Consider the following 23,621-nt stretch of genomic DNA (forward strand, 5'->3'; position numbering starts at 1 on the left):
CCTTAACTAATTAACTGTGCATGATATCGATCATGCAGCTCTTGGGGACCAGAGATACTAGTATGAAGGTCTTTAAGTAAGCCGTCATGCAATCGATAAATACATCCATGAATTGAAATAGTCTGTCCTTTTGCCCAAGCATCTTGCACAATATTAGTTTGTCCAATATTGATTACTTGCTCTAATACATTAAGCTCACAAAGACGATCTAACCGAGCATTCTCCTCCTCAATGGCACAAAGCTCATGATGATGCTTATCGTGCACATCTTTAATGTGTCGAATCCAGTTATCGGCGATTCCAATGCGGGTGTTATTCATGGCAGCAGCAATTCCTGAACAACCGTAATGGCCAACCACAATAATATGCTTAACTTTTAGGCGATCAATTGCGAATTGAATGACCGACAGCGCATTGAAATCGGTATGAACGATAATGTTCGCGATGTTGCGATGAACAAATACCTCACCAGGCTTAAGTCCGACGATTTGATTGGCGGGAACCCGCGAATCCGAGCATCCAATCCATAAATACTCAGGATTTTGCTGATCAACCAATCGTGAAAAATAATCTGGATCTGCTTTTGTCACCGATTCGATCCACTGGCGATTTTGCTCAAACAATCGCTCAAGATCGGGCTTTGAATTGTGATTACCCATTTTTATACCTTTGGTGGCAATGAAGTCTAATATACAAGATCTTGTTATTCCCTCATATATATGTCAATGAAGTTATGAGAATTTGTAGAACTCTATTCTGTGTATTTTCTTTTTTGTTTACTCAGTGCAGCTTTGCTCAAGATGAAGATACTGCGGGAGAACCAGATAATCTCTTAAGACTAAAAACTGATTCGTTTAATTACAGCAAGGATTCGATTTTAGAGTTATGGGTTTATCAAAATGGATATGGTGATGGCAATCTGAGCGATATTTATCGACTTCGATTCTATCAACCACTATCGATTAATCAATGGAAGGGCATGATGCGGATTGACACTGCCTACAACTCCACTTGGGGGCCAGCAGCCCCGGGTCAAAGTAGTGGTCAATTTAGTGCAGGTAATACGATGCTCACCATCTGGGGTATGCCACCTGATTTTTTCCCCAAATGGAATCTAAACCTGGGCGGTCGAATTATTTTTCCGTTTGGTAATAATGGCCAGTGGGCGGTTGGCCCACAAGTGAGCGCATCATTTGTACCGCAATCGCCCAGTCAATCTCTACTATCTGATTTTTCTCCGCTTGTTCGCTATATGTATGGATTTGATAGCAAAAATAATTCATTTGCAGTTAATCCATCGCAACCACCGTTATTGCGATCGCTTCAACTTTTTCCAACCGTAGGCCTGCAATTAACTCCAAGAACTCAAATCCGCTTTTGGGATGAAAACGGGATTCTGTATAACACCGCAGGTGGTGGTTGGTTTGTACCACTTGATGCGATGGTGACACACTCCATCAGCAAACATCTTTTATTTGCCGTTGGGGCCAGTAAGCAAGTAGTTCAAACCTTTAAGTCCTATGATTGGTCCATCTATGGAAAGGTTTCTTTGCGATTTTGAGCAATTTCTCTTTATTCAGTGGATAACAAAAAACCACCCGAAGGTGGTTTTTGTTTAAAAAAAGAGTGCTTAAGCCGCGGCCTTATTACCAGCCCCTAAAAATTCAACAATTTTCTTGGCAGTTTCAATATAGCGCTCATTCATTTTGCGGTATTGAGCTAATTCAGCCATTAATGGGTTCTCAACCTGCTCAAAAGACGCATCCTCATAACCAGGGTGATACGGCGCTTCATCAACCAGCTTGCTATTCATAGATCCTCCAAAAGTAAAAAAATAATTAGATGAGATCAATGTAGCATAGGAAATTACAAAATAAATCTATATAGATCAGTAGCTTATGTTATTAGCATTACTTACGGATGGGTTTTTTGTAAGGCCTGTTTCATTTTTCAGCACACCATTTCGTATTACGAAATATTCAGCGATTTATTGGCGCCCTTCTCAATTACCGCCATCCCCTCAGCCACCGAATATAGAGCGCGGTAGTCAAATGCAACTTTTGCCTTATTCATGGAGACGGAAAATGGATAGCCCATAGTACGCACTGCTTCACGTACAAGTGGTGGATCTCCTTTGAGTGGCAAATAATTCCATCCATTTTCTGTAAATCGTGCCAAAGGCCAAGCAATCGATAGTGGGATCGATAGGGTTGGTACTGCATAGCCGCTGGCCTCAAGTCGTGCACTCAGAAATTCGCGCAGGGTCATTTGCTCCTCATCCCGAATAAAAAATGCTCCGCTAGGAACATTTGCTATAAGAACTTGCAAGACTGCTTGGCATAAATTGCCGATATAACAGGTGGAATAGGGATAGCGACCGTGACCAAACCAACCAAACTGTCCACGATCTGCCGCGGGTCCGATTTGGCGATCGATGATGTCTCCATTACCCCAAACCAAGGCGGGTCGCAATGCGATTGCGGTAAAACGCTCTGATGCGCTCGATAGCACCAATTGTTCAGCTTGTGCTTTTGAGTGAGCATAATGCAATGAATCTTGATGGCAAATTGGCACGTCTTCTGTAGCATTTTCGATCGGCACCGAGTCATTGAGCGCCACATTTGCACAGCTCATGTAAATAAATTTACCAACGCCCACTTGAGTCGCAGCCTCAAGCAGTCGTTTCGTCAACTGAATATTCAGCCTCCGATAGAGCGATTTGGGACCCCATAGCCCAACGTGGGCCGCACAATGAATCACGCAATCGTGACCACGAACCAAAGATTGCAAATCATTCGTCGACAGAAGATCGATCTGGGTCGTATTGACCCCACGCTGATTTAAAGATTTCGCATCCGCCTCAGATCTGGCGGTGCCACTGATCGAGTAACCCTCCTCTAATAGGCGACTTACTAAATGCCGCCCAATAAATCCCGTGGCGCCAGTGATCAATATTTTCATCTTTGCTATGCTAGCGTAATTCACATACATGGATGATTAATTACTCTTGAGTATTTACTGGATCTCACTACTTCTCGCTGGCGCTTGTGAAATAGGCTGGCCCTTAGGTTTGAAACTCGCCGATCTTCCCAATATGAAAATTTGGGGCATTGGTATTGCTGTAATCAGCATGGCCCTTAGTGGGGTGCTGCTTTGGTACTCACTAAAGGAAATTCCGATTGGAACCGCCTATGCAGTTTGGACATCGATTGGAGCTGTGGGTACGTTTACTCTCGGAGTCTTAGTTTTTGGTGACCCTAATATTCCGATTCGCTGGATTGGTGTTGCGCTAATTTTGCTTGGGGTGATCCTGCTAAAAATGGGCTGATGCTTAATGCTTTCTAGCTCACAAACTCAATTTGCAACGCTTTCATGAGCTCACCAACTGTAAGAGTTCGGGCTTTATAAAAAGCGCTGCCAGCCCATAGACTCTGATGCTCTGCATTATGTGAGCGGGCTGCTGCTTGGCGTAATTGGCCAGTGAGTGTATTTTGGATTGGGAACGGTAATGTCGACTTAGCATCCATGTGGCGAGTAAACATATTCTCAATCCCTCGAGCCCAGCGCCCCGAGAAGCCTTTTGTAAAAATACTTGGTCGCGGATTCTCGTCTAAGAGAAGGGCCTTATATTCAGAAGAGGCTCCCGATTCAGGGCAACACAAAAATGCGGACCCCATTTGCACAGCACTTGCTCCAAGATCCAAGGCCTTTCGAATATCACGGCCATTCATCATGCCGCCGGCTGCAACCACCGGGATAGTGCAGCGCTTGACCAATTGATGCAAAAGATCAAATGTTGATAAACGCTCATCAGGACTATCGATCTCAAATGTTCCGCGATGGCCGCCCGCCTCAATGCCTTGAGCAACAATAAAGCTGGCACCCGCTTGCTCAATCTTTAGCGCCTCCTCAAGACTGGTTGCTGTAATTCCGATGGCGATACTAAGCGCCCTGGCCCGCTGCATAACCCATTCAGGCGGGATACCAAAATGAAAACTAAGAACCGCTGGCTGCAGCTGCCAAACGGGCTCTAATTGCGTTTCAAGATCGGGGAAAAAGGGTTGTGCTGGAATACTGAAATCAATGTCTGGCGCCAATTCTTGAAGAGGCTCTATCGCCATCTTTACTGTTTTTAGATCTGGTAGTACAACATTTTGAAAGATGAAGAAATTAGCGTTAATTGGCCCCTGGGTCAGGGTCTTCACACAATTTAGATCTTGATGAATCATTTGTGGGGAGCTATATGCAAACCCAAAACTACCCAAACCGCCTGCATTAGAAACCCCCGAAACCAAGGCTGGGGTGGTAATGCCCCCAGCCATTGGGGCCTGAATCACAGGGATAGAAAGATTGGCGAATGAAAACATACTCTATCAATCCACCATGAATACAGCCAGCTAAAGTCGCTTGCCAACAACGACTAATTTGGGGTCTCCATTGAGAGTGCCCCGCATTTGAGATCCATTCACTTGTCCATTAAACGAATATTTTTTTCCATTGCTCTCAAAATCAAACCGAATCCCATCCCCCCGAATTCGGCCATCCTCAAATGCAATCGAGCGCTTACCTTGTGAGGTAATACTGCCATCAAAGAACTGCTTTTTCTGGATAAACCGAATTGCGGTTTTATCTAAGCCAGGCAAACCCGCAAACTCCCATGTGCCATCAATATTTGCGGGCACAATCCATAAATAAATGGTTTCATTTAATGTGCCAATCGTGGTCTCGCTCGATCTGACCGACACCTCTTGATCAGGAATCCAAGATTCCATCCGAAATGTATTGGAAACCACTCGAGTCCCAGGTTTCATCTTCAAAATCGTTGGCATCAGTCTTAAATTTAGGCTTTCACCCAAAAATAAAGTTAGAACTGTTGCTGATGAAAAGTCTTCTACAAAAATATCGCCCTGTTTAAAGGTCACCAAGTTTTGTACATTCTCACGAATCGCATTGCGCTTTGATAGCGCAACCAAATCGGGGTTGTATTCAATTCCAACGGCACGAACACTATAGCGCTTGGCTGCTTGTATTGGAATGACGCCATCACCCGAGCCAAGGTCATAGACTATATCACCAGGCTTTACTTGCGCTAGTGCGAGCATCTGCGTTGCTGTATCGACCCTCGTGGGTACCCACATAATGTCTTTTCCATGGGCGGCCATTCTCAATTGAAATTGGTCATCTCCATAGTTATGTAATGCACAACCGGTTGACAGTGAAATGGTGGATATGATGATGGCTAAAAGGCGCATAAATGTCCCAAAGGTTATTTTTGAGCATTGTATGGGGAAGCCATCTACCCGGAGACAATAACCCTCTAGTTTTTAGGTTGAGCCAGTCAATAGTGCTTATTTAAAACAGAGCGCCTAAATCATCAATTGATAGAGGGTCCAACATAAATTCAAGACCACCAGGGCAATTAATGTATTGAATGTAAATTTCATGCCGAGCACATGCAAACTGAAATCTGGAGGCGGAGTATTGATACCCTTGGCATGAATTAAACGTCCAATAATCAGAAAAATTCCTGGCGCAAGAACTAACCACCACGGTGCTTCGTTTAATTCCAAACAGGCAATCAGAATAATTCCGAAAGGGACATACTCAGCAAAATTGCCCTGCGCACGAATTGCCCTCTCCAAGTCCTCGTGGCCTCCACTACCCAAGCCGACCTTATTCTTTCTTCGCAAACTAATGACATTGAAAGACAGCTTGATAAAGATAATGGTCAGAACAGCAGCAATGGTGGAGGTTACTAGTAGCATATTGAGATCCTAGATAAGCTAAAGACGTTAACGTAACCCCAAAAGATCTAGAAGAGTGGCATATGGTTAATATTTTGATAGGTCGGTATTAAAAATCCTATGACTTCTCTGAACTAATTAGAACTAGATTCAGGGCTTTGGTTAACCGCTCTTATATTGCGATAAGTTCGCATCATATCCATCATTACGGCCGTGCTCCAAGCAAAACAAAAAAGACTGCTCATAGAGAGAACCACAGCAAGAATGCGATATCGGCTTGGTAAATTTGAAACGGCCCCCTCTGCCCCAATAGTCGTGTAAATACTACCGATCACAAAAATTGCATGATCAATACTGGTTGCTACTCCATGCTTTAGTCCCAATATAGAAAGTATTCCAATTTCACTTAAATGAATTAAGGCAAGGGCGGATAGGCCCATGAAGAAAAAAATTTCCATTCTGAAGTATTGATTTTTGGCAATCAGTGTTTTAGCGTGCCGGTGATATATAGATTGAGCACCCCACAAACATAGTCCGTGATACACGATTAGTATGAAAAAGACTACGATAAATCCGATCAACAAACCAAAGGAAGATAAATCATCAATTGAAATTTCTCTCATTACGAGCTCTCCAATATGTAATTCTTGTCGCTTATTACACCATTAAATAATGATGAAACTCTTGTTTGCTGTGTAAAAAGAAAAACCACCCGAAGGTGGTTTTAGTGTTTCTTGGTGGCCCGGGGCGGAATCGAACCACCGACACAAGGATTTTCAGTCCTCTGCTCTACCGACTGAGCTACCAGGCCAAGAGTTGAGATTATATAGGATCAATTACTCTTGCTTTTTGGTGACATCAATACCAAGTGCTTTTAGCTTGCGATAGAGATGGGTTCGCTCAAGGCCAGTGAACTCTGAGATACGGGTCATGCTACCCCCCGTGACCACCATTTGGTATTCAAAATAGGCCTTCTCAAAGAGATCGCGCGACTCACGAAGTGGCAGGGAGTAGTAGCTTTTTGCAATTCCGCTAATGTATTCATCCTGATTCGTAGTTTTAGGTAAATCAATTGATTTGGGCTGGGCTTGAGGTTCTAGTTCGTCTGGTTTTTTCAGGGGGGCTCGCTCAAGAGCTTTGCTGACTGTCTTTAAAAGCTTCTGGAGCGCGATGGGCTTTTCCAGAAAATTAAGGGCGCCAATACGTGTTGCTTCAACAGCCGTATCAATAGTTGCATGACCAGACATCATGACCACTGGCATCGTTAGCAAATTATCTCGAGCCCACTCCTTTAATAAAGTGATGCCGTCAGTGTCTGGCATCCAAATATCGAGGAGTACCAAATCGGGCTCCATTTGCTCTCGCACTGCTCTTGCCTGATTGGCACTCTCAGCGGGATATACCGTATGACCCTCTTCGGTCAATATCTCGTGTAATAACTCACGGATGCCCATCTCATCATCAACTACCAAAATGCTCGCCATCGTTAGGTCGCCTCTTTAGCAAGCTTTACAAACAAAATAGATACTTGGGCGCCCAATACATCGTCTCCTTGTTTGCGATTACGGATCTCAATTTTTGCACCATGATCATCAATAATTTTTTTCACGACCGCCAATCCCAATCCAGTTCCCTTAGCCTTGGTTGTTATATAGGGCTCAAATGCTCTTGCTAATATCTTAGCCTGAAAACCAGGCCCACTATCAGTAATCGTCATGCGCACTGCAGATCTATTTTGATCGGCATCTTGAATTTGCACAAGCTCCGTTGTGATCTCGATAAGCTGTTGAGGACGATTGGTTTCTAGACTAGCATCTTGAGCGTTTTGTAAGAGATTATGAATTACTTGCCGCAATTGCGTTGGGTCGCCCATGACCCGCGGGCACCTAGAATCCAAACGAACCCCGATGTTGCTGCCCTCATACAAACCCATCACCTCTTGAATCAAACTATTTAAATCAAGGCTTCCCAAGGTTGGGCTAGGGGTCTTAGCAAAATCCCTGAACTCATTAACCATCTGCTTCATGGCTTGTACTTGACCAATAATAGTATTAGTGCTGCGCTCGATCATCTCGTCTTGGTCGGGGCTTAATTTGCCAACGAGCTTTTGCTGCAGGCGCTCTGCCGATAACTGAATTGGCGTGAGTGGGTTCTTAATCTCATGCGCCAAGCGCCTGGCGACTTCACTCCATGCGATCGAACGTTGTGCCGCAATCACGTCACTAATATCATCAAACACAATCATCCTTAGGCTAGGGGAAAGTTGGGTTCCACGTACAAATAGGGTTGAGCCAAGATCGTTCTCGTACTCATTAACAGGGTGTACCTGAATTTGCTTTTGCCAAACTAACTCGGCTTTGTTAGCTTCCCCTGTTTTGGCAGAGGTAATTAAATTTTGGGTAGCAAAGCCCTCACGGACTGCGCCATCAAACTCAGCCAGCTCGGCAACCGAGTTAAGGGGCTTACCAGTAATGGACAACAGGTCTTGCCCCAAAATCTTAGCCGCCCCGGGATTGCTAGATGCCAAATTAAAGTTGTTATCAAAGATACAAACGCCGGCTGTTAAGTTGCCCAGTACGGTCTCCAAAAACGACTTTGATTCCTGGAGCGAATCGCGCGCATCCGAGAGCTGCTTGGTCATGACATTAAATTGACGGGTCAGCATACCCAGCTCATCGCCGGTATCAAGTTCAGGCTTGGGGCTTAGATCGCCCTGTGCCACCGCCTGGGTTCCACGTAAAAGCATTAACAGCGGTTGCGCCAACTGACGACCCAAGAGAAGCGCCAAAGTTACTGCAACAAATAAAGCAAAAAATAGTGTGAGAGTGAGCGTGCCGATATACATCTTGCGTAGCCCAATACGCCCCAGTGCTTTCTCTTGGTATTCGCTATAGGCAGACTCAACCGCATAAATATTTTTGGCTAATGGCTCCGGAATGAATCGAACCAGTTGTAAGAAGTACTTATCGTCAACGTATCGTGAGGCACCGGTCTTGGTTGGGATGGCTTTTTGGCGAACAATGGGGACGATTGCGCGCACGCGGTATCCAGGCTGCCCCTTGGTAAGCTCAATTTCATCGAGGAAGGTGATGCCGTTTTTCTGAAAGGCCTCAGCTACGACCTCAGCACTGGGCGCTGGGAAAAATTGTTTCGGTCTGGATTCAGTGCTGAGAATCAAGGTGCGCTGCATATTAAATAAGCTCACCTCCTGTATCCCAAACTGATTGCGTATCTTGGCAATCATGCTTCCCACCTGTTCGGAGCTCGTGCCCGACGGAACCTGAACTACCTGCTCCGCAATAAACTTTCCCTCCGCCAGAATTTCTTCTTGGGCAATGCGCAAGGTTACGCGTCCTAATTCCAAGCCGGAGTTCAGAGCAGACTCCACCTTGACGTCAAACCAGGTCTCAATACTTTTTGAAACGAATTGCCACGATACGCTATACAAAATAAGGCCTGGCACTACCCCAACCAAGGCAAAAATCATGGCGAGCTTCGCAATTAAACGCGTACCAAATCGACCCTTACGCCAACGAATGCTAATAACCACTACCAAAATAATGATGGTGAGTAAGAGCAAGATCCCCACCACAATATTGGCGGCATACAACCAAATGAAGTATTGATCAAAGAACTCAGTATTGGATGTAGCGGTTGATAAGAGAAGCAGCAAAATCAAGGCAATCAGACCGCTTAATAAAGTAACCAGCGGCAAGGCTCTGCGCTTAATAAAGTCTTTATTGCTGAGGGTAAATACAGGGCTCATTATTTGCGCCCTGTTACAGAGGTCATCGATGTGTTAAACGGAAAGCGCAACCACTCCCCACTTAAAGACCAGTCTCGACTGTTGAGCGCGTCCACCTGAAAAGGTTTTGGTAGCTTTCCAAGATCTAAAGTCATTCGTAGTGCTGCCTCGTATTGCTTATCGACATCAATCGCTGCAGCCTCAATCACGCTCCAGCCACCAATCGTGCCAGCGATGCGCAATGCCTCCACTAATGAGCTCGCATTTAATGCCAACCCTCCAGCATTGATACGGTATTGATTAATCAGCGGTTGATGCGATAAGCGAACTTGACGCTGAACATTGACCGCTTTTTCATCAAACCAATACCAACGGCTGCGGGTTAATTCAAACTGAACCAGAAAATGGAGCGTTACTCCCTTTTTTAAGGCATTTTCTAGGCCGGGTGGCAATTCAATTCCAAAATTGGCGTTTAATAACCAAGCGCTTTCAACCTTTTCCAACTCTGCCTGCTTCACCTTGATGACTTGTGCTTGGGCAGGGCCAGTCACGCACACCGCGATCAGGCAAGCCAGTCCCCACAAAGAATGTCGTAAGAAGGTGGTCATGGTTGATGCTTTTTTAATAAGCCATAAAAAAATCCATCGTGATACTCGCTTGGCAGCAACTGGCCTGGTGCTTCTAATCGTAAAGCATTTGGGTGGTCTTTCACAAACCGGGCGATCTGCTCTTCGCCCTCTTCAGGAAAAATAGAGCAGGTTAGATAAAGCAATGTGCCGCCGTTCTTTAACATCGCCCAGGCATTCTCAAGAATGGCTCGTTGAGTCTTGACCAAGCGCGCAAGGTCCTCGGATCTGCGTAAAAAGACAATGTCAGGATGACGGCGCACAATTCCAGATGCGGAACAAGGAACGTCCAAAAGAATCTTGTCAAATAAATTGCCGTCCCACCAATCCTGTTGACCGGCATCGCCTGTTATTACGCGCACTTGATCATTAAGAAGCCGAAGTCGAGTAAGCGTATGCACTATTTTCTTTGCACGGTCTGCATCAATCTCCAGCGCAATCAATTCTGCGGGCTTGGCGTCAATTGTCTCTAAAAGATGTGCGGTCTTTCCTCCGGGAGCAGCACATGCATCTAGGAGCCGTTCGCCTTTCTGTGGGCTAAGTAGAACTGGAGCAAGCTGAGCCCCGGCATCCTGAACGGATACAGCCCCCTTCATAAACTCGGGCAACTGGGAAACCGGTAGCGGGACATCAATGATCACAGCGCTCTCCAACGGGACATCAGCGAGCCCAGCAATGGTTTGATAAGCAATGCCCGAACCCTCTAACTTCAAACCATAATCAGCACGCGTATTGACCATTTGATTGACCCGCAAGGTGAGCGGGGGTAGCGATTGTTGATGGCTACAAATGCTCTCCCACTGTTCTGGGTATGCTTTCCGAATCCGCCTTAACCACCAATCTGGGTAAGGAAGTCCGAACTGAATGTTCGGAGCGCCATTGTTTTGCACTGCAGTGGCGACTTTGCGCAATACAGCATTGATTAGCCCTTGGGCATGCCTTGTCTTAGGCGACATCCCTGCCGCCTTCACTGCCTCATTCACAATCGTTGGAACCGCGTATTGGTTTTGAGCGCGCCCTTGATTCATGATCAGCATTGCTGCAACCGTCAGGAGAACATCAAGTTCCTTGCTTGGCTTTTTGCTCACATACTTTGAAGTGAGCGCTTGGGAGCGATTCCAATTGCGCAAGGTTGCATAGGCTAGGCTTTGGATTGCGGGTCGCTCTGTTTCATTCAATTTATCAAGCAGCGTACTTAATGAGCGCCCCTCGTGCACAACTTGCATCACGATTTTTTTAGTCTCCAGCATTAGCTGGGCGAGAGGGGCGCTGCGTTTAGCGACCCCATCATGATTATTGATCTTAGACAGGATAGCTTCCCGTTTGCGCCATCTTCGTCAGGATCGCTGTGCTGACTAAATTAAACATGACTTTATTTCCATTATTTTCAAACAGGCCAACCTGAAATCCGCTCAAGACTTCTCAGGAAAAACATTGCGTCTTCTCTTTGGGCCTTCCTAAAAACCACTGCCGACCTGTGATCTTTTTACCCCCAGCATTTTGTACCTCAAGCAGCTCAATCGCGCGATCCCCGCATTGGACCAGAACCCCTTGCTCACCCTCTCCCAAAATCGTGCCGGGTCTTGTATCAACTGCGTCTTTTGAGGTCTTCGGTACACGAGTAAGCCAGACTTTTACAAGCTCACCCTCAAGCTCTGTGCTTGCGCCAGGCGCTGGATTGAGCGCGCGCACCTTGCGATCAATCAGCTCGGCTGCGCTCGACCAATCCAGTTTTGCCTCACTCTTCAGAATCTTATGCGCATAGGTCACCCTATTTAGATCCTGAGGATGCAATATTAAGTCGGTAGTATCAGCAATTAATTTCAAGGCCTTAACAATTAACTCACCCCCCAGTTGGGCCAAACGGTCGTGGAGAGTTTGAGCAGTATCGTCATTTGTGATCAACAATGCTTCGTCGATTAAGACAGGGCCAGTATCTAAACCTGGCTCCATTTCCATAATAGCTACTCCGGTCTTGGTATCACCCGCCTCAATCGCTCGCTGAATGGGGGCCGCCCCGCGCCAACGTGGCAGTAGCGAAGCATGAATATTAAAACAGCCCCTGCGACCCGAACGCTTTGCCATATCCAAGAATGCTGCAGGCAAAATGAGGCCGTAGGCAACCACAACGATTACCTCGAAATCCATCCGGTCTATTGCGGCTAGTGTCTGCTTGGCCTCCTCTGACAGCTTTTCATCCTTATTCTGCAAATGCAGGCTTTGTGGTTGCAGTACCGGAATATGGTTGGCCTTCGCAAGACGTTTGACCGGGCTCTCTTGTAATTGCAAACCGCGTCCCGCAGGACGATCGGGCTGAGTTAGAACAGCCACCACTTCGTGACCCGCTGAAAGTATCGCAGCCAATGCGGTAGCGGCAAAGTCTGGGGTGCCGGCAAAAATAATTTTCATGATGTCTCGCTTAGCGAAGACCAACCATTTCTTTTGCCCGCTTTTTGAGTTTTGCTGAAATCCGACTCTGTTTTAAGGGTGACAAATACTCAACAAATACTTTGCCCTGCAAGTGATCCATTTCGTGTTGCAGACAAACTGCCAATAAACCATCGGCCTCAAGCTCAAATGCCTTACCATCTTGGTTTAAAGCCTTCACTCGAATTCGCTCAGGGCGCTCTACCTCATCAAAAAATTCAGGAACGGATAAACATCCTTCGCGCCATGATTTCTTTTCAGGGCTTGCCCACACCACCTCTGGATTAATGAATACCATTAACTGATCCCGCTCCTCAGAGGTATCGATCACAATAATGCGCTCATGAATATCGACCTGAGTGGCCGCAAGCCCGATCCCTGGCGCCTCATACATGGTTTGTGCCATGTTCGCGACAATGGTTTGGATGCGCTCATCTACGGCAGCTACCGGCTTGGCAACCTTATGCAAGCGTGGGTCAGGGTAATGAAGGATGGGTAAGACAGCCATATTCCAATTATCTTACAAACAAATCCGTTTGGCCCTCTAGTGAGGCCTTTTTACTATCGTAACAATGAGGGATGCACAAGCAACTCCAAGCAAACGCCGATTTTCAAATTCAATCGATTGCGCAAGGCTCCTCGCTTTATCCAAAACGCTTATTGGATCTGAGCGACCCACCAAAAAGGCTTTTTTATATTGGGGACATTGGGTTACTGACACAGCCGATGTTGGCGGTGGTGGGGGCGCGTAAAGCCTCGCCCTCTGGGCTCTTATTAGCGCAGTACTTTTCCAGTGCACTAGGTCTTGCCGGATATCACATCATTTCTGGGATGGCTTACGGGATTGATGGCGCCGCACACCGAGGCATCTTGGACATCGGGGCAAGCTGTAAAACCATTGCGGTTTGCGGGAGCGGGCTCGATCGAACCTATCCACCCGAACATCGCGAATTGGCCAGGCGTATTGCCACCAACGGCCTACTGCTCTCAGAATATCTTCCGGGAACCGGCCCAAAAGGCTTTCATTTTCCAAGGCGTAATCGACTCATCGCCGCTCTATCTTTAGGTGTTGTGGTGATTGAGGCGGCCCAGAAATCTGGATCCCTAATTACAGCCTATCAGGCAAGCTCCCTCGGAAGAGAGGTTTTCGTTTTGCCTGGACCGATTACATCACCCCTTTTTGTAGGGTCTCACCAACTGATTCAGGAGGGGGCGAAATTAGTTAGGAGTGTTCAGGATGTGCTTGAAGAATTGCCCAATGTCCGCCCCCATTGAGAGTAAATCGATTAAGTTATTGAATTTAAACAGTTTTATCCTATCTTGTGCTTATGGATGCCGGGATTTGTTTGACTTTTTACAAAGACCTAGGCTAATAATAAAAAAGGGGTGAAGACGAGCTCTTTTAAAAAACCGTTTAAATTAGTCTTCCTTTTAGCCCTAATAGGGGTGCAAAAAACTTATCTTGATTAGGCATAGTGTGGCAACCAGTACAAAGTCGAGCAGCAAAAAAAATTTAGTCGCTGAGCACCCAAAAGCGCTCATCATTGCTGAAAAACCATCGGTAGCAAACGACATTGCTAAGGCCCTGGGCGGCTTTACCAAGCATGACGAGTATTTTGAGAGTGATGCCTTTTTGATCTCTTCAGCTGTAGGCCATCTCCTTGAAATTGCCGCCCCTGACGAATATGAAGTCAAACGGGGCAAGTGGTCCTTTGCTAATTTGCCGGTGATTCCCCCGCATTTTGATCTGAGACCGATTGCAAAAACGGAATCCCGCCTTAAGGTCTTACAAAAGCTCATTAAACGCAAAGATGTAAATCGGATTATTAATGCCTGCGATGCGGGCCGTGAAGGCGAGCTAATTTTTCGCTTGATTACCCAACACGCCAAAGCTCCGCAAAAAATTGAGCGCCTATGGCTTCAGTCGATGACACCCACTGCGATTCGGGAGGGCTTTAGTAAGTTGCGCTCGGACGATGAGTTAATTCCCCTTGCGGATGCGGCACGCTGCAGATCCGAGGCAGACTGGTTAGTGGGGATTAATGGCACCCGAGCCATGACCGCATTTAATAGTAAGAGTGGTGGATTTTTTCTAACGACGGTTGGGCGCGTTCAAACACCAACCCTATCGATTGTTGTCCAGCGCGAAGAACAAATTCGGAAGTTTGTATCCAAAGACTACTGGGAGGTCCGCGCTGAGTTCATTGCCGCGGCCGGGGTTTATGAGGGTCGCTGGATCAATCCTGATTTTAAAAAGGATCCCACAGATCCTGACGCGCGAGAAAATCGCCTATGGAGCGAAGCTGCCGCCAAGAGCATTGTGGCCGCCTGCCGAGGAAAAAAGGGAAGCGTCTCTGAAGAATCAAAGCCCGCAACGCAACTGGCGCCCCAACTTTTTGACCTCACGAGTTTGCAGCGTGAAGCGAACGCGCGCTTTGGTTTCTCTGCCAAAAATACCCTGGGGCTTGCACAAGCCTTGTATGAACGCCATAAGGTCCTAACCTATCCCAGAACAGATGCGCGTGCGCTCCCTGAAGACTATTTGGATACCGTTCAAAAAACTATTGAGCAGCTGGGAGAGCACACTCAAGAATACCGTTCTTTTGCGAACGCAATCCTCAAAGGTGATGGTAAAAAATCATGGGTCAAACCCAATAAGCGGATTTTTGATAACAGCAAAATATCGGATCACTTTGCCATCATCCCCACGCTCGAAGCGCCTAAAAGTCTAAGCGAGCCTGAACAAAAGCTGTATGACCTAGTGGTTCGTCGATTCTTGGCAGTGTTTTATCCTGCCGCCGAATATCGAGTCACCACTCGCATCACCGAAGTGTCTGGCCATCAATTTAAAACTGAGGGCCGCGTCCTTGTTGAGCCGGGCTGGTTGGCTGTTTATGGAAAATCGTCTCAGGCAGATGATGAACTAGTGCCCGTCCAAAAAAATGAGTCTGTTCAAAACGAAACCGTTGAACTGGTCCCTTTAAAAACCAAGCCACCAGCGCGCTACAGTGAAGCAACTTTATTGTCGGCCATGGAAAGCGCAGGGAAATGGGTCGATGATGACGAAATGCGTGAAGCAATGGCCGAAAAAGGTCTTGGGACGCCCGCGACGCGCGCTGCGATCATTGAAGGTTTGTTGGCAGAAAAGTACATCGTTCGTGAAGCCCGCGAGTTAATACCAACTGCAAAAGCATTTCAATTGATGACCCTTTTGCGGGGCCTAGACGTTGCTGAGCTCACCCAACCCGACCTTACAGGAACCTGGGAACATAAGTTAGCGCTGATTGAAGAAGGTAAGCTTGATCGCAACACCTTCATGCAAGAAATTGCACAGATGACACAAAAAATTGTCAAGCGTGCAAAAGAATTTAATAGCGACACCATTCCGGGCGACTATGCCACTCTAAAAACCCCCTGCCCGCATTGCGGCAAGGCCGTGAAAGAAAACTATCGACGCTTTGCCTGCGAATCCTGCGGTTTTACGATTAGTAAAACCCCGGGCGGTCGAGCATTTGAGTACGAAGAGGTTGAATCTTTGCTTAAAGAAAAAACCATCGGACCGTTACAAGGCTTTCGTAGCAAAATGGGTAGGCCCTTTGCGGCAATTATTCGTCTTACAGAAATACCACTTGATGATGCGGATTATCCCAACGCAGGCTTCAAGCTCGAGTTTGATTTTGGCAACTCAGGAGGAGAGGATGAGGAAGCCGTTGACTTCACCGGCAAAGAAGCGCTTGGAGTCTGTCCAAAATGTTCTGGTGCGGTATACGAGGATGGCATGCGCTATGTTTGCGAACATAATACGGGTCCTGCTAAAACCTGTGACTTTAAAACTGGCAAAGTCGTCTTACAGCAAGAAGTGGGCTCTGATCAAATTAAGAAGCTCTTAAAAGAAGGTAAAACTGACCTCTTAACTAACTTTAAATCCAATCGAACCGGGCGTGGCTTTAAGGCTTACCTGGCCTTAGATCCCAAGGGGAAAATTGGTTTTGAGTTTGAGGCTAAAGCGCCTACCAAAAAACGCGCGGGCGATAAGAGCGAAAGTGTTTCGGAGTCCAAACCAAAACGCGCAAGTCGCTCCAAAGCAAAATCCGACGAATGAGTAAGCGCCGGAATAAGGGCCGATGCAAGCGTTGACCAAAGTAATCCGCGCGAGCCAAGGGCGCTAGCAACATATAGGTTTGGTAAACCCGATACAGCACCTATGATCGGGAGTCGATCTTTGCTTACGCAACGCACGCCAACAAATTGATCAGTCACGGTTAGCTTGGTAGGATCAATTATGTGTGGTCTCAATAGTCCCAGTGCCAGCCGACGATTGTGTTCATCGCTCGCGGCGCTTGGTTGTGTGCAATTCTGATTCTCATCATAAGTCGAGCCAACTAACCAACGATATGATTGGGTCTCTCGATTCCAAACCGGAGGAGTGCAATAGCCATCACCGGATAAGTTTATTTTGGGGATGTACTCTAACAAATCGGACTGTCGGTCAATTCTAAAAATGCTAAGCTGGCCCCGCACGGGCTTCAGATAAAGCTTTTGACCAAATGGGGTCAAAAGATCTTGGGCACCAAAGGCATTTGCAAGGACAACTGTTTGTGCTGTCGCTATACAGCTGCCATTTTTATCCAAAGCGCACCAGAGGTCGCCTTTCCGCTCAAGGGATTCAATGGTCTTAGACCAAATGGTCTGCAATCCCTTGCAAAACAGAATTCGTTCTTTACATAACTTCGCAAGATTGATAGAGCCGGCGCCAGGAAACCAAACGCCTGCACGCCCAATCCCAAAACGCTTTTGAGCATTCTCAGCCGAAATGTATTCCCCAATGTCAGCCGTAATGCCCAATTGAGTTAATTTGTTTTGCAATGCCTCTTCATCAAAAGAGGCCTCGATCTTAGCAAGGGCAAAAACACCGCGCTGGCCCCATGCGCCAGCACAGTCAAGCTCGACCATCCGATAGGCGGCCAAGGCTAAACGATGTAATCTGCTAGCTGTGCGACCAAGAGCTGGATGTGTGATTGCGCCATCATGAGCCGATGTCGCTTGACCAGGTCCAGATGCACCATCGACAATACACACTGAGATGCCAAGGCGGTGATATTGATTAGCAATCGAGGCGCCAGCAATGCCGGCACCGATCACTAAAACATCAACCGGCTTGGAAAGCAAGTTGCTTATGCTTGAAAGCGACTGGCAATCTTGGTTTTAATTTCGAGTAGCTCTTTTGGTAAGCGCTTAGCCAATTTATCAAAAAGCTCTTGATGTAAATCGAGTTCGACTTTCCAATCATCAGCACGAACTGCAATAGATTGATTAAATTGCTCGGGCGACAAGGCTAAGCCATTCCAATTGAAATCTACATGACTTGGCGATAGGCCAAGTGGTGTTTCAGTTGCGCCCGCTTTGTTTTCGGTTCGGCCCAAGATCCACGCCAAGACGCGCATATTCTCACCAAAGCCCGGCCAAATAAACTTGCCATTTTCATCTTTGCGAAACCAATTCACTAAATAAATTTTTGGCAAGGTGGCGCCTTCTGCCTCAAGCTTCTTGCCCATATTGAGCCAATGCTGAAAATAATCGCTCATGTTGTAGCCCGCAAACGCAATCATCGCAAACGGATCGCGCCGCACGACACCAACCTTACCGGTAATCGCAGCCGTGGTCTCTGAGCCCATTGTTGCGGCCATATAAACGCCCTCGGTCCAGTTTCGAGCCTCGCTAACCAAGGGAACTGTATTTGAGCGGCGACCCCCAAAAATAAACGCGTCTAATGGAACCCCTTCCGGGTTATCCCAATTTGGATCAACCGCGGGGTTGTTGGTTGCTGCCGTCGTAAAGCGTGCATTAGGATGCGCGGCTAAGCGACCGGCTTTGCCATCTTCAGGCGTCCAGTCCTTACCCTGCCAATCAATTAAGTGACTTGGTGGGGTCTCCGTTAAGCCCTCCCACCAAACATCGCCGTCATCCGTGAGCGCCACATTGGTAAAAATGACATCTTCATTTAATGAGTCAAGGCAATTGGCATTGGTCTCGCGATTGGTGCCAGGGGCCACACCAAAATAGCCCGACTCAGGATTAATTGCGTAAAGACGTACCTGGCCAGTTTTTGGATCTTTGCGAGGCTTAATCCAAGCAATGTCATCGCCAACCGTGGTTACCTTCCATCCTTCAAAACCCTTGGGAGGGATCATCATTGAGAAGTTGGTTTTGCCGCAGGCTGACGGAAAGGCTGCTGCCACGTGGTATTTTTTTCCTTCAGGAGAGGTGACTCCTAAAATCAGCATGTGCTCTGCCAACCATCCTTGTTCGCGCCCCATGGTTGAGGCGATACGCAAAGCAAAACATTTTTTTCCTAAAAGGGCGTTGCCACCATAGCCCGAACCAAACGACCAAATCTCTCGCGTTTCGGGGTAGTGAACAATATATTTAGTTGGGTTATTAGGCCAAACCACGTCTTTTTCACCGGGAGCCAATGGCTTACCGACTGAATGAACGCAGTGAACAAACTCGCCATCGGCCCCCAATAACTCAAGAACCGATTTGCCCATGCGCGTCATGATGCGCATATTAATTGCGACGTATGGGCTATCGGATAGTTCAACGCCAATATGTGCGATTGGGGATCCGAGAGGTCCCATTGAAAAAGGAACGACATACATCGTGCGACCCCGCATGCAACCCTCAAATAACGGGGTTAGAGTTGCGCGCATCTCGTTGGGATCTACCCAATGATTGGTTGGCCCTGCATCCTCTTGATGGGTTGAACAAATAAAAGTTCGATCCTCAACGCGCGCCACATCCATTGGATCCGAAATCGCTAAATACGAATTCTTGCGTTTTTGCGGATTTAGCTTCTTGAGGCTACCAGCCTTAACCAACAGCTCACACAACGCATCGTATTCGGACCGAGATCCATCGCACCAATGGATCTGATCGGGCTGGGTTAGGGAAGCAACTTCTTCAACCCATTGAATCAATTTTGTGTTCTTTACATATGGTGGAACATTCAAATTTACTGTGGCGGGATTGGCTGGTTTATTCATGGGACCCTCAAACGTAACCGTTTAATTTTTAAGAAGATTATTTAATGCCTGCGCAAAATTTATAACAATTTTAACATTTGTGTAACGTTAAATTGACTGATTATTTGCCAATGCAAAACTCACTGAAGATCTTGCCCAATAGGTCGTCAGGCAGCAGTTTTCCAGTAATTTCGCCGAGACAATTTTGAGCGCAATGCAACTCCTCAGCAAATAATTCCAGGGCACGATTACCGCCAAATCCATGCATCATGGCTTTTTGTAAATGATCCTTTGCAAGCCCGATGGCGCGAAGATGGCGGGAGCGCGCAGTGTAAATTCCGCCGCCTGCGTTTCCTTCCCACCCTGCAAAACGTAAGATTGTTTCTTGAAGCCGACTAATGCCCTCACCCGTTTTTGCTGATATAAAAATTTGTTTTACGCCTAGCCCGATTTTTGTGTGACCTTCTTTTTGGCCCTCTAGCAAATCCAGCTTATTCATCACATCCAGAATATGAGCGCCTGGATGTACACGTTCCCTGACCGCCTTCTCAATGTCAACAAAATTTGCTTCGGGCGCCTGTGTAGCGTCGTGTATTAATAAAACGATATCGGCTCTAGCAATTTCATCCCAAGTTTGGGCTACGCCGATTTGCTCTACAACATCATTAGACTCGCGAATACCAGCGGTATCAATCACATGCACAGGTATGCCATCAATTGAAATGTTTTCAATGATTCGATCGCGTGTCGTGCCCGCAATTGGTGTGACGATTGCTCGCTCCTCCCCTACCAATGCATTTAATAAAGAGCTCTTGCCTACATTTGGAGAACCAACGAGTGCTAGACGAATACCATCGCGCAAAATTTTTCCTTGGCGCGATATATGAACAATTTGCTCCAGGTCGTTCATAATTTTTTCAAGGCGTTGCTGTGCGTTGGCGGCCTCAATAAACTCAATTTCTTCTTCAGGAAAATCAAGGGTTGACTCGACCAAGATTCGTAACTGTGTAATTTGATCAATCAATTCATTAATCTGATCAGAAAAGCGCCCTTGCAAAGAAAGGTTTGCTCCTCGTATGGCAGCATCACTTTGAGCATTAATAAGATCAGCGATCGCCTCGGCCTGCACCAAATCAATCTTGCCATTTAAATACGCCCTCAATGAAAACTCGCCCGGCCCAGCGAGCATGATCCCTTCGGGGGCTCCAAGCTCCATGACGCGATTGAGAACCAATTGGGTGACGCGTTCCCCACCGTGACAGTGAAGCTCAAGCACATCCTCGCCGGTGAATGATGCGGGCGCTTTAAAGTACAACAATAAAACTTGATCTATTTGCTCTTGGTGTGCATCTTTTAAAACCAAGTAATGCGCAAAGCGGGGCTTGGGTTCAGAGCCGAGAAATGTTTTGGCAAGCCCAATAAGATCGGGACCAGAAACGCGAACAATCCCAACGCCGCCAGCGCCCCGAGGGGTTGCTATCGCAGCAATGGGATTTTTATGCATTCAACCCCGATCCTTAGCGGCCTAATTGGCAGGTCGCTTAATAAACATTTGATTAATTTGCCACTGCTGGGCAATTGACAAAATATTGTTAACCACCCAGTACAACACCAATCCTGCTGGGAAGAAAAAGAACATGACGGAAAAGATGATCGGCATCCACAGCATGATTTTTGCTTGAAGTGGGTCGGGTGGCGTAGGATTTAAGCGCGTTTGCACAAACATCGATACGGCCATAATGATTGGCAAAATGAAATAGGGGTCGGGTACCGACAAATCCTTAATCCAAAGAATCCATGGTGCATTTCGCATTTCAACTGATGAAAGCAAAACCCAATAGAGAGCAATAAAAACAGGAATCTGCACAACCACCGGCAAGCATCCGCCTAAAGGATTAATTTTTTCTTGTTTATACAGGTCCATCATCGCGCGATTTAACTTCTGAGGATCGCCCTTAAATTGCTCGCGGAGATTCATTAATCTTGGTTGCACCTCTTTCATACGCGCCATCGATTTATAACTAGCCGCAGATAGCGGGAAGAAAATTAATTTAATGATGAAGGTCAAAATAACAATTGACCAACCCCAGTTGGCTACGTAGGAATGGATTTGCTCTAAAAGCCAAAAAATGGGTTTGGCAATGACCGTGAGATAGCCGTAATCTTTAATTAAGTCAAAACCGGGGGCAATTTTTTCTAAAAGCGTTTCTTCCTGGGGGCCGATAAACAAGCGCGTGCTTTCAACATGGCTGGATCCGGATGCAATTGCGGCAATCGGGATTTGTAAACCAATTCGAAACAGGTTTTGCTCAACTTTTCCAACGTATACGTCTCTTGCTGACTTATCGCTTGGTATCCAGGCGCTTGCAAAATAATGTTGCACCATGGCAATCCAGCCAGGCTCTCCAGCAGGTATTTGCTTTGGAATATCCGCCTTATTTTTTTCGATATCAGAAAAATTAATCTTGATAAATTTATCTTTGTTGGTATATAGCGCCGGGCCAGTGAAGGTGCTGTAGAACTCACTGTCACTCACGGCCGAACTATCCCGTACGATTTCGTTGTAGAGAACCAGGCCACTTGGATTGGCCTGGTTGAGCTGAGTAATGCGATGTTCGACCTCAATAACATAACTTCCATCGACCAGATAATAGGTTTTTTCAAGACGAACTCCGCCACGCTCATTCACAAACGTTACAAACGATTTGTTATCAACGCGTCCGCTTTTGCTCACTACAAAGGAAACTGTGTGATTGGGTAATTCGTTGCTGCCCGCCGAGATGAGGCCCGATCGAACAAAGTATTGGTTTTGTGGAGTAATTTGCAATAAAGCGACCGGTTTTTGGTCGGGCATTAGTTGTTTCAACAGTTTTGCGCTGACGACGCTTGCGCCCGTTGCATTAATTTCGAGCTCTAGGACATCATTTTTAATGGTGTGTTTTTCACCGGCGGCTAAATTAGCCGCATTAAGCACTGGGGATTGCTGAGGAGCGGGTAGGCTCTCTGTCTTGGGAAGGTCGGCTGATTTTTGTGCCCGCCCTGGAGCAACGGCTGGGGGCTGAGTTGCGTTTGCGGCAGCGGGCAGGCTCTCGGGTACTTTAGATGGGCTTGGTGTTTGGCTCGAAGGCGTTAGTGGTGTTGGGCCAAAGAGCGCTTGGCGACCATCGTAGATAAGCCAATTGTTATAGAGCATTAAGCCCGAAATCGTTAATACCGCCCAAAGTAGTGTGCGCTTAATGTCCATAGTTATTGATTCGTTTCAATTAAGTTTTGTTTCTTCTGCTCATGATCAACTGGATCGTAACCACCAGCCGACCAGGGGTTGCATCGCAAAATACGCCAACTGATTTTACCGATGCTTTTTAACGTAGAGTGTTTCTTTAGGCATTCGCATGCATAGTCCGAGCAACTTGGCACGAAACGGCACTGCCCACCCACAAAAGGTGAAAATGTCAATTGATATGCCCTTACTAAATAGCCCAGCAATCGGTTCATGAAACCAAACCTTGTAGTTGGCTCTTAAGCGCTTGGTATTCTCCGTTACGAAGTCTTCCGCGCGTTGATCCGCCTACGGGTTTTTTTAATCGAATGACAAGCTCTACGAAATTACCATGGGTCTTGTTGCGAGTCATTTCTCGCGCGGCTCTTTTGAGACGATTGCGATCTACCGCCCGTTTGGCAAATTTTTTTGCAATTGCAAGGCCAAGGTCGGGGATGCCATCCTTCTTTGATTCCGCATATATGGCCCAGGCTCCACTGCTTACTGGACTAGTTCGCAAAAGCGCCTGGATGCGTGCTGACTTCAATTCATTACACTGCTAGTCTTTTGCGACCTTTAGAGCGACGCGCATTGAGTACGGCTCTGCCGCCTTTAGTTTTCATGCGCACCCTAAACCCGTGAGTTCTTTTACGGCGCGTTACAGATGGTTGATATGTTCTTTTCATGATTTGTCCTAAGAAAACCCTCTATTTTCTCTATTTGCAAGGATAGCGTCAACTTTATATCCGGGTTTTGCCTAATTATTTTCACTAAACACCCTAGGCGTTTGATTTAAAT

General features: G+C 46.7%; 23 protein-coding genes, 1 tRNA gene and 1 pseudogene. 4 read left to right on the forward strand and 21 right to left on the reverse strand.

The window, feature by feature from the left end; translation table 11 throughout:
* Positions 1 to 2: 2 nt before the first annotated feature.
* The gene (gene can, locus QUE64_RS08950; protein ID WP_286223693.1) at positions 3 to 659 is read right to left on the reverse strand and encodes a carbonate dehydratase; all 657 of its coding nucleotides are present in this window, start codon (positions 657 to 659) and stop codon (positions 3 to 5) included.
* A 74-nt stretch (positions 660 to 733) separates the two neighbouring features.
* On the opposite strand from can, the gene QUE64_RS08955 reads away from it, so the two are divergent.
* The gene (locus QUE64_RS08955; protein WP_286223694.1) at positions 734 to 1,561 is read left to right on the forward strand and encodes a hypothetical protein; all 828 of its coding nucleotides are present in this window, start codon (positions 734 to 736) and stop codon (positions 1,559 to 1,561) included.
* A gap of 69 nt (positions 1,562 to 1,630) precedes the next feature.
* On the opposite strand, the gene QUE64_RS08960 is transcribed toward QUE64_RS08955, so the two are convergent.
* Positions 1,631 to 1,813, reverse strand: coding sequence for a hypothetical protein (locus QUE64_RS08960; protein ID WP_286223695.1), 183 nt, complete (start codon positions 1,811 to 1,813; stop codon positions 1,631 to 1,633).
* Between the two features lie 155 nt (positions 1,814 to 1,968).
* On the reverse strand, positions 1,969 to 2,961 hold the full coding sequence (locus QUE64_RS08965; RefSeq protein WP_286225396.1) for an NAD-dependent epimerase/dehydratase family protein: 993 nt from the start codon (positions 2,959 to 2,961) through the stop codon (positions 1,969 to 1,971).
* A gap of 46 nt (positions 2,962 to 3,007) precedes the next feature.
* Here QUE64_RS08965 and QUE64_RS08970 point away from each other — a divergent pair, with 46 nt between their 5' ends.
* A complete protein-coding gene (locus QUE64_RS08970) occupies positions 3,008 to 3,328 on the forward strand; it encodes a DMT family transporter (RefSeq protein WP_286223697.1) in 321 nt (106 codons plus the stop codon).
* A 13-nt stretch (positions 3,329 to 3,341) separates the two neighbouring features.
* On the opposite strand, the gene QUE64_RS08975 is transcribed toward QUE64_RS08970, so the two are convergent.
* The 11 genes from QUE64_RS08975 to def all read right to left on the reverse strand — a co-directional run bounded on the left by QUE64_RS08975 (position 3,342) and on the right by def (position 13,050).
* Positions 3,342 to 4,367, reverse strand: a complete 1,026-nt coding sequence (locus QUE64_RS08975) for an NAD(P)H-dependent flavin oxidoreductase (RefSeq protein ID WP_286225397.1) — start codon at positions 4,365 to 4,367, stop codon at positions 3,342 to 3,344.
* Positions 4,368 to 4,397: 30 nt separating this feature from the next.
* Positions 4,398 to 5,162, reverse strand: a complete 765-nt coding sequence (locus QUE64_RS08980; protein WP_286225398.1) for a methyltransferase domain-containing protein — start codon at positions 5,160 to 5,162, stop codon at positions 4,398 to 4,400.
* A gap of 204 nt (positions 5,163 to 5,366) precedes the next feature.
* Positions 5,367 to 5,765: an MAPEG family protein gene (locus QUE64_RS08985; RefSeq protein WP_286225399.1), complete on the reverse strand. Its 399-nt coding sequence runs from the start codon at positions 5,763 to 5,765 to the stop codon at positions 5,367 to 5,369.
* Between the two features lie 113 nt (positions 5,766 to 5,878).
* Positions 5,879 to 6,367, reverse strand: a complete 489-nt coding sequence (locus QUE64_RS08990) for a hypothetical protein (protein WP_286225400.1) — start codon at positions 6,365 to 6,367, stop codon at positions 5,879 to 5,881.
* 112 nt (positions 6,368 to 6,479) lie between these two features.
* A tRNA-Phe gene (locus tag QUE64_RS08995) sits at positions 6,480 to 6,555 on the reverse strand.
* Between the two features lie 25 nt (positions 6,556 to 6,580).
* Positions 6,581 to 7,228, reverse strand: coding sequence for a response regulator (locus QUE64_RS09000; protein WP_286223728.1), 648 nt, complete (start codon positions 7,226 to 7,228; stop codon positions 6,581 to 6,583).
* Positions 7,229 to 7,230: 2 nt separating this feature from the next.
* Positions 7,231 to 9,510: a sensor histidine kinase gene (locus QUE64_RS09005; protein ID WP_286225401.1), complete on the reverse strand. Its 2,280-nt coding sequence runs from the start codon at positions 9,508 to 9,510 to the stop codon at positions 7,231 to 7,233.
* A complete protein-coding gene (locus tag QUE64_RS09010; RefSeq protein ID WP_286225402.1) occupies positions 9,510 to 10,097 on the reverse strand; it encodes a DUF4390 domain-containing protein in 588 nt (195 codons plus the stop codon). The genes QUE64_RS09005 and QUE64_RS09010 overlap by 1 nt, the downstream gene beginning before the upstream one ends.
* The gene (gene rsmB / locus QUE64_RS09015) at positions 10,094 to 11,365 is read right to left on the reverse strand and encodes a 16S rRNA (cytosine(967)-C(5))-methyltransferase RsmB (RefSeq protein ID WP_286225403.1); all 1,272 of its coding nucleotides are present in this window, start codon (positions 11,363 to 11,365) and stop codon (positions 10,094 to 10,096) included. Before rsmB ends, QUE64_RS09010 begins: the two co-directional genes overlap by 4 nt.
* A 172-nt stretch (positions 11,366 to 11,537) precedes the next feature.
* Positions 11,538 to 12,524 (reverse strand): methionyl-tRNA formyltransferase, encoded by a 987-nt coding sequence (gene fmt / locus QUE64_RS09020; protein WP_286225404.1) that lies wholly within the window; start codon positions 12,522 to 12,524, stop codon positions 11,538 to 11,540.
* Positions 12,525 to 12,534: 10 nt separating this feature from the next.
* A complete protein-coding gene (gene def / locus QUE64_RS09025) occupies positions 12,535 to 13,050 on the reverse strand; it encodes a peptide deformylase (RefSeq protein WP_108509251.1) in 516 nt (171 codons plus the stop codon).
* Between the two features lie 71 nt (positions 13,051 to 13,121).
* Here def and dprA point away from each other — a divergent pair, with 71 nt between their 5' ends.
* Both dprA and QUE64_RS09035 read left to right on the forward strand, forming a co-directional pair.
* Positions 13,122 to 13,817, forward strand: a complete 696-nt coding sequence (gene dprA / locus QUE64_RS09030) for a DNA-processing protein DprA (RefSeq protein ID WP_286225405.1) — start codon at positions 13,122 to 13,124, stop codon at positions 13,815 to 13,817.
* A 202-nt stretch (positions 13,818 to 14,019) separates the two neighbouring features.
* On the forward strand, positions 14,020 to 16,644 hold the full coding sequence (locus QUE64_RS09035) for a DNA topoisomerase III (RefSeq protein WP_286225406.1): 2,625 nt from the start codon (positions 14,020 to 14,022) through the stop codon (positions 16,642 to 16,644).
* On the opposite strand, the pseudogene QUE64_RS09040 reads toward QUE64_RS09035, so the two are convergent.
* The 7 genes and pseudogenes from QUE64_RS09040 to rpmH form a co-directional block, all read right to left on the reverse strand.
* A pseudogene (locus QUE64_RS09040) lies at positions 16,605 to 17,684 on the reverse strand (FAD-dependent oxidoreductase); the annotation flags it as partial. The gene QUE64_RS09035 and the pseudogene QUE64_RS09040 sit on opposite strands and share 40 nt — an antisense overlap.
* A gap of 32 nt (positions 17,685 to 17,716) precedes the next feature.
* On the reverse strand, positions 17,717 to 19,585 hold the full coding sequence (locus QUE64_RS09045; RefSeq protein WP_286225407.1) for a phosphoenolpyruvate carboxykinase (GTP): 1,869 nt from the start codon (positions 19,583 to 19,585) through the stop codon (positions 17,717 to 17,719).
* A gap of 100 nt (positions 19,586 to 19,685) precedes the next feature.
* The gene (gene mnmE / locus QUE64_RS09050) at positions 19,686 to 21,068 is read right to left on the reverse strand and encodes a tRNA uridine-5-carboxymethylaminomethyl(34) synthesis GTPase MnmE (protein WP_286225408.1); all 1,383 of its coding nucleotides are present in this window, start codon (positions 21,066 to 21,068) and stop codon (positions 19,686 to 19,688) included.
* 21 nt (positions 21,069 to 21,089) lie between these two features.
* A complete protein-coding gene (gene yidC / locus QUE64_RS09055; protein ID WP_286225409.1) occupies positions 21,090 to 22,808 on the reverse strand; it encodes a membrane protein insertase YidC in 1,719 nt (572 codons plus the stop codon).
* 2 nt (positions 22,809 to 22,810) lie between these two features.
* Positions 22,811 to 23,059: a membrane protein insertion efficiency factor YidD gene (yidD, locus tag QUE64_RS09060; RefSeq protein ID WP_286225410.1), complete on the reverse strand. Its 249-nt coding sequence runs from the start codon at positions 23,057 to 23,059 to the stop codon at positions 22,811 to 22,813.
* Complete coding sequence (locus QUE64_RS09065; RefSeq protein WP_286225411.1) at positions 23,056 to 23,370, reverse strand: ribonuclease P protein component; 315 nt, start codon at positions 23,368 to 23,370, stop codon at positions 23,056 to 23,058. Before QUE64_RS09065 ends, yidD begins: the two co-directional genes overlap by 4 nt.
* Positions 23,371 to 23,374: 4 nt before the next feature.
* Positions 23,375 to 23,509 (reverse strand): 50S ribosomal protein L34, encoded by a 135-nt coding sequence (rpmH, locus tag QUE64_RS09070; RefSeq protein WP_108509260.1) that lies wholly within the window; start codon positions 23,507 to 23,509, stop codon positions 23,375 to 23,377.
* Positions 23,510 to 23,621: the final 112 nt, after the last annotated feature.

It is taken from the genome of Polynucleobacter sp. HIN7, from assembly GCF_030297595.1.
Classification (GTDB): Bacteria; Pseudomonadota; Gammaproteobacteria; order Burkholderiales; family Burkholderiaceae; genus Polynucleobacter.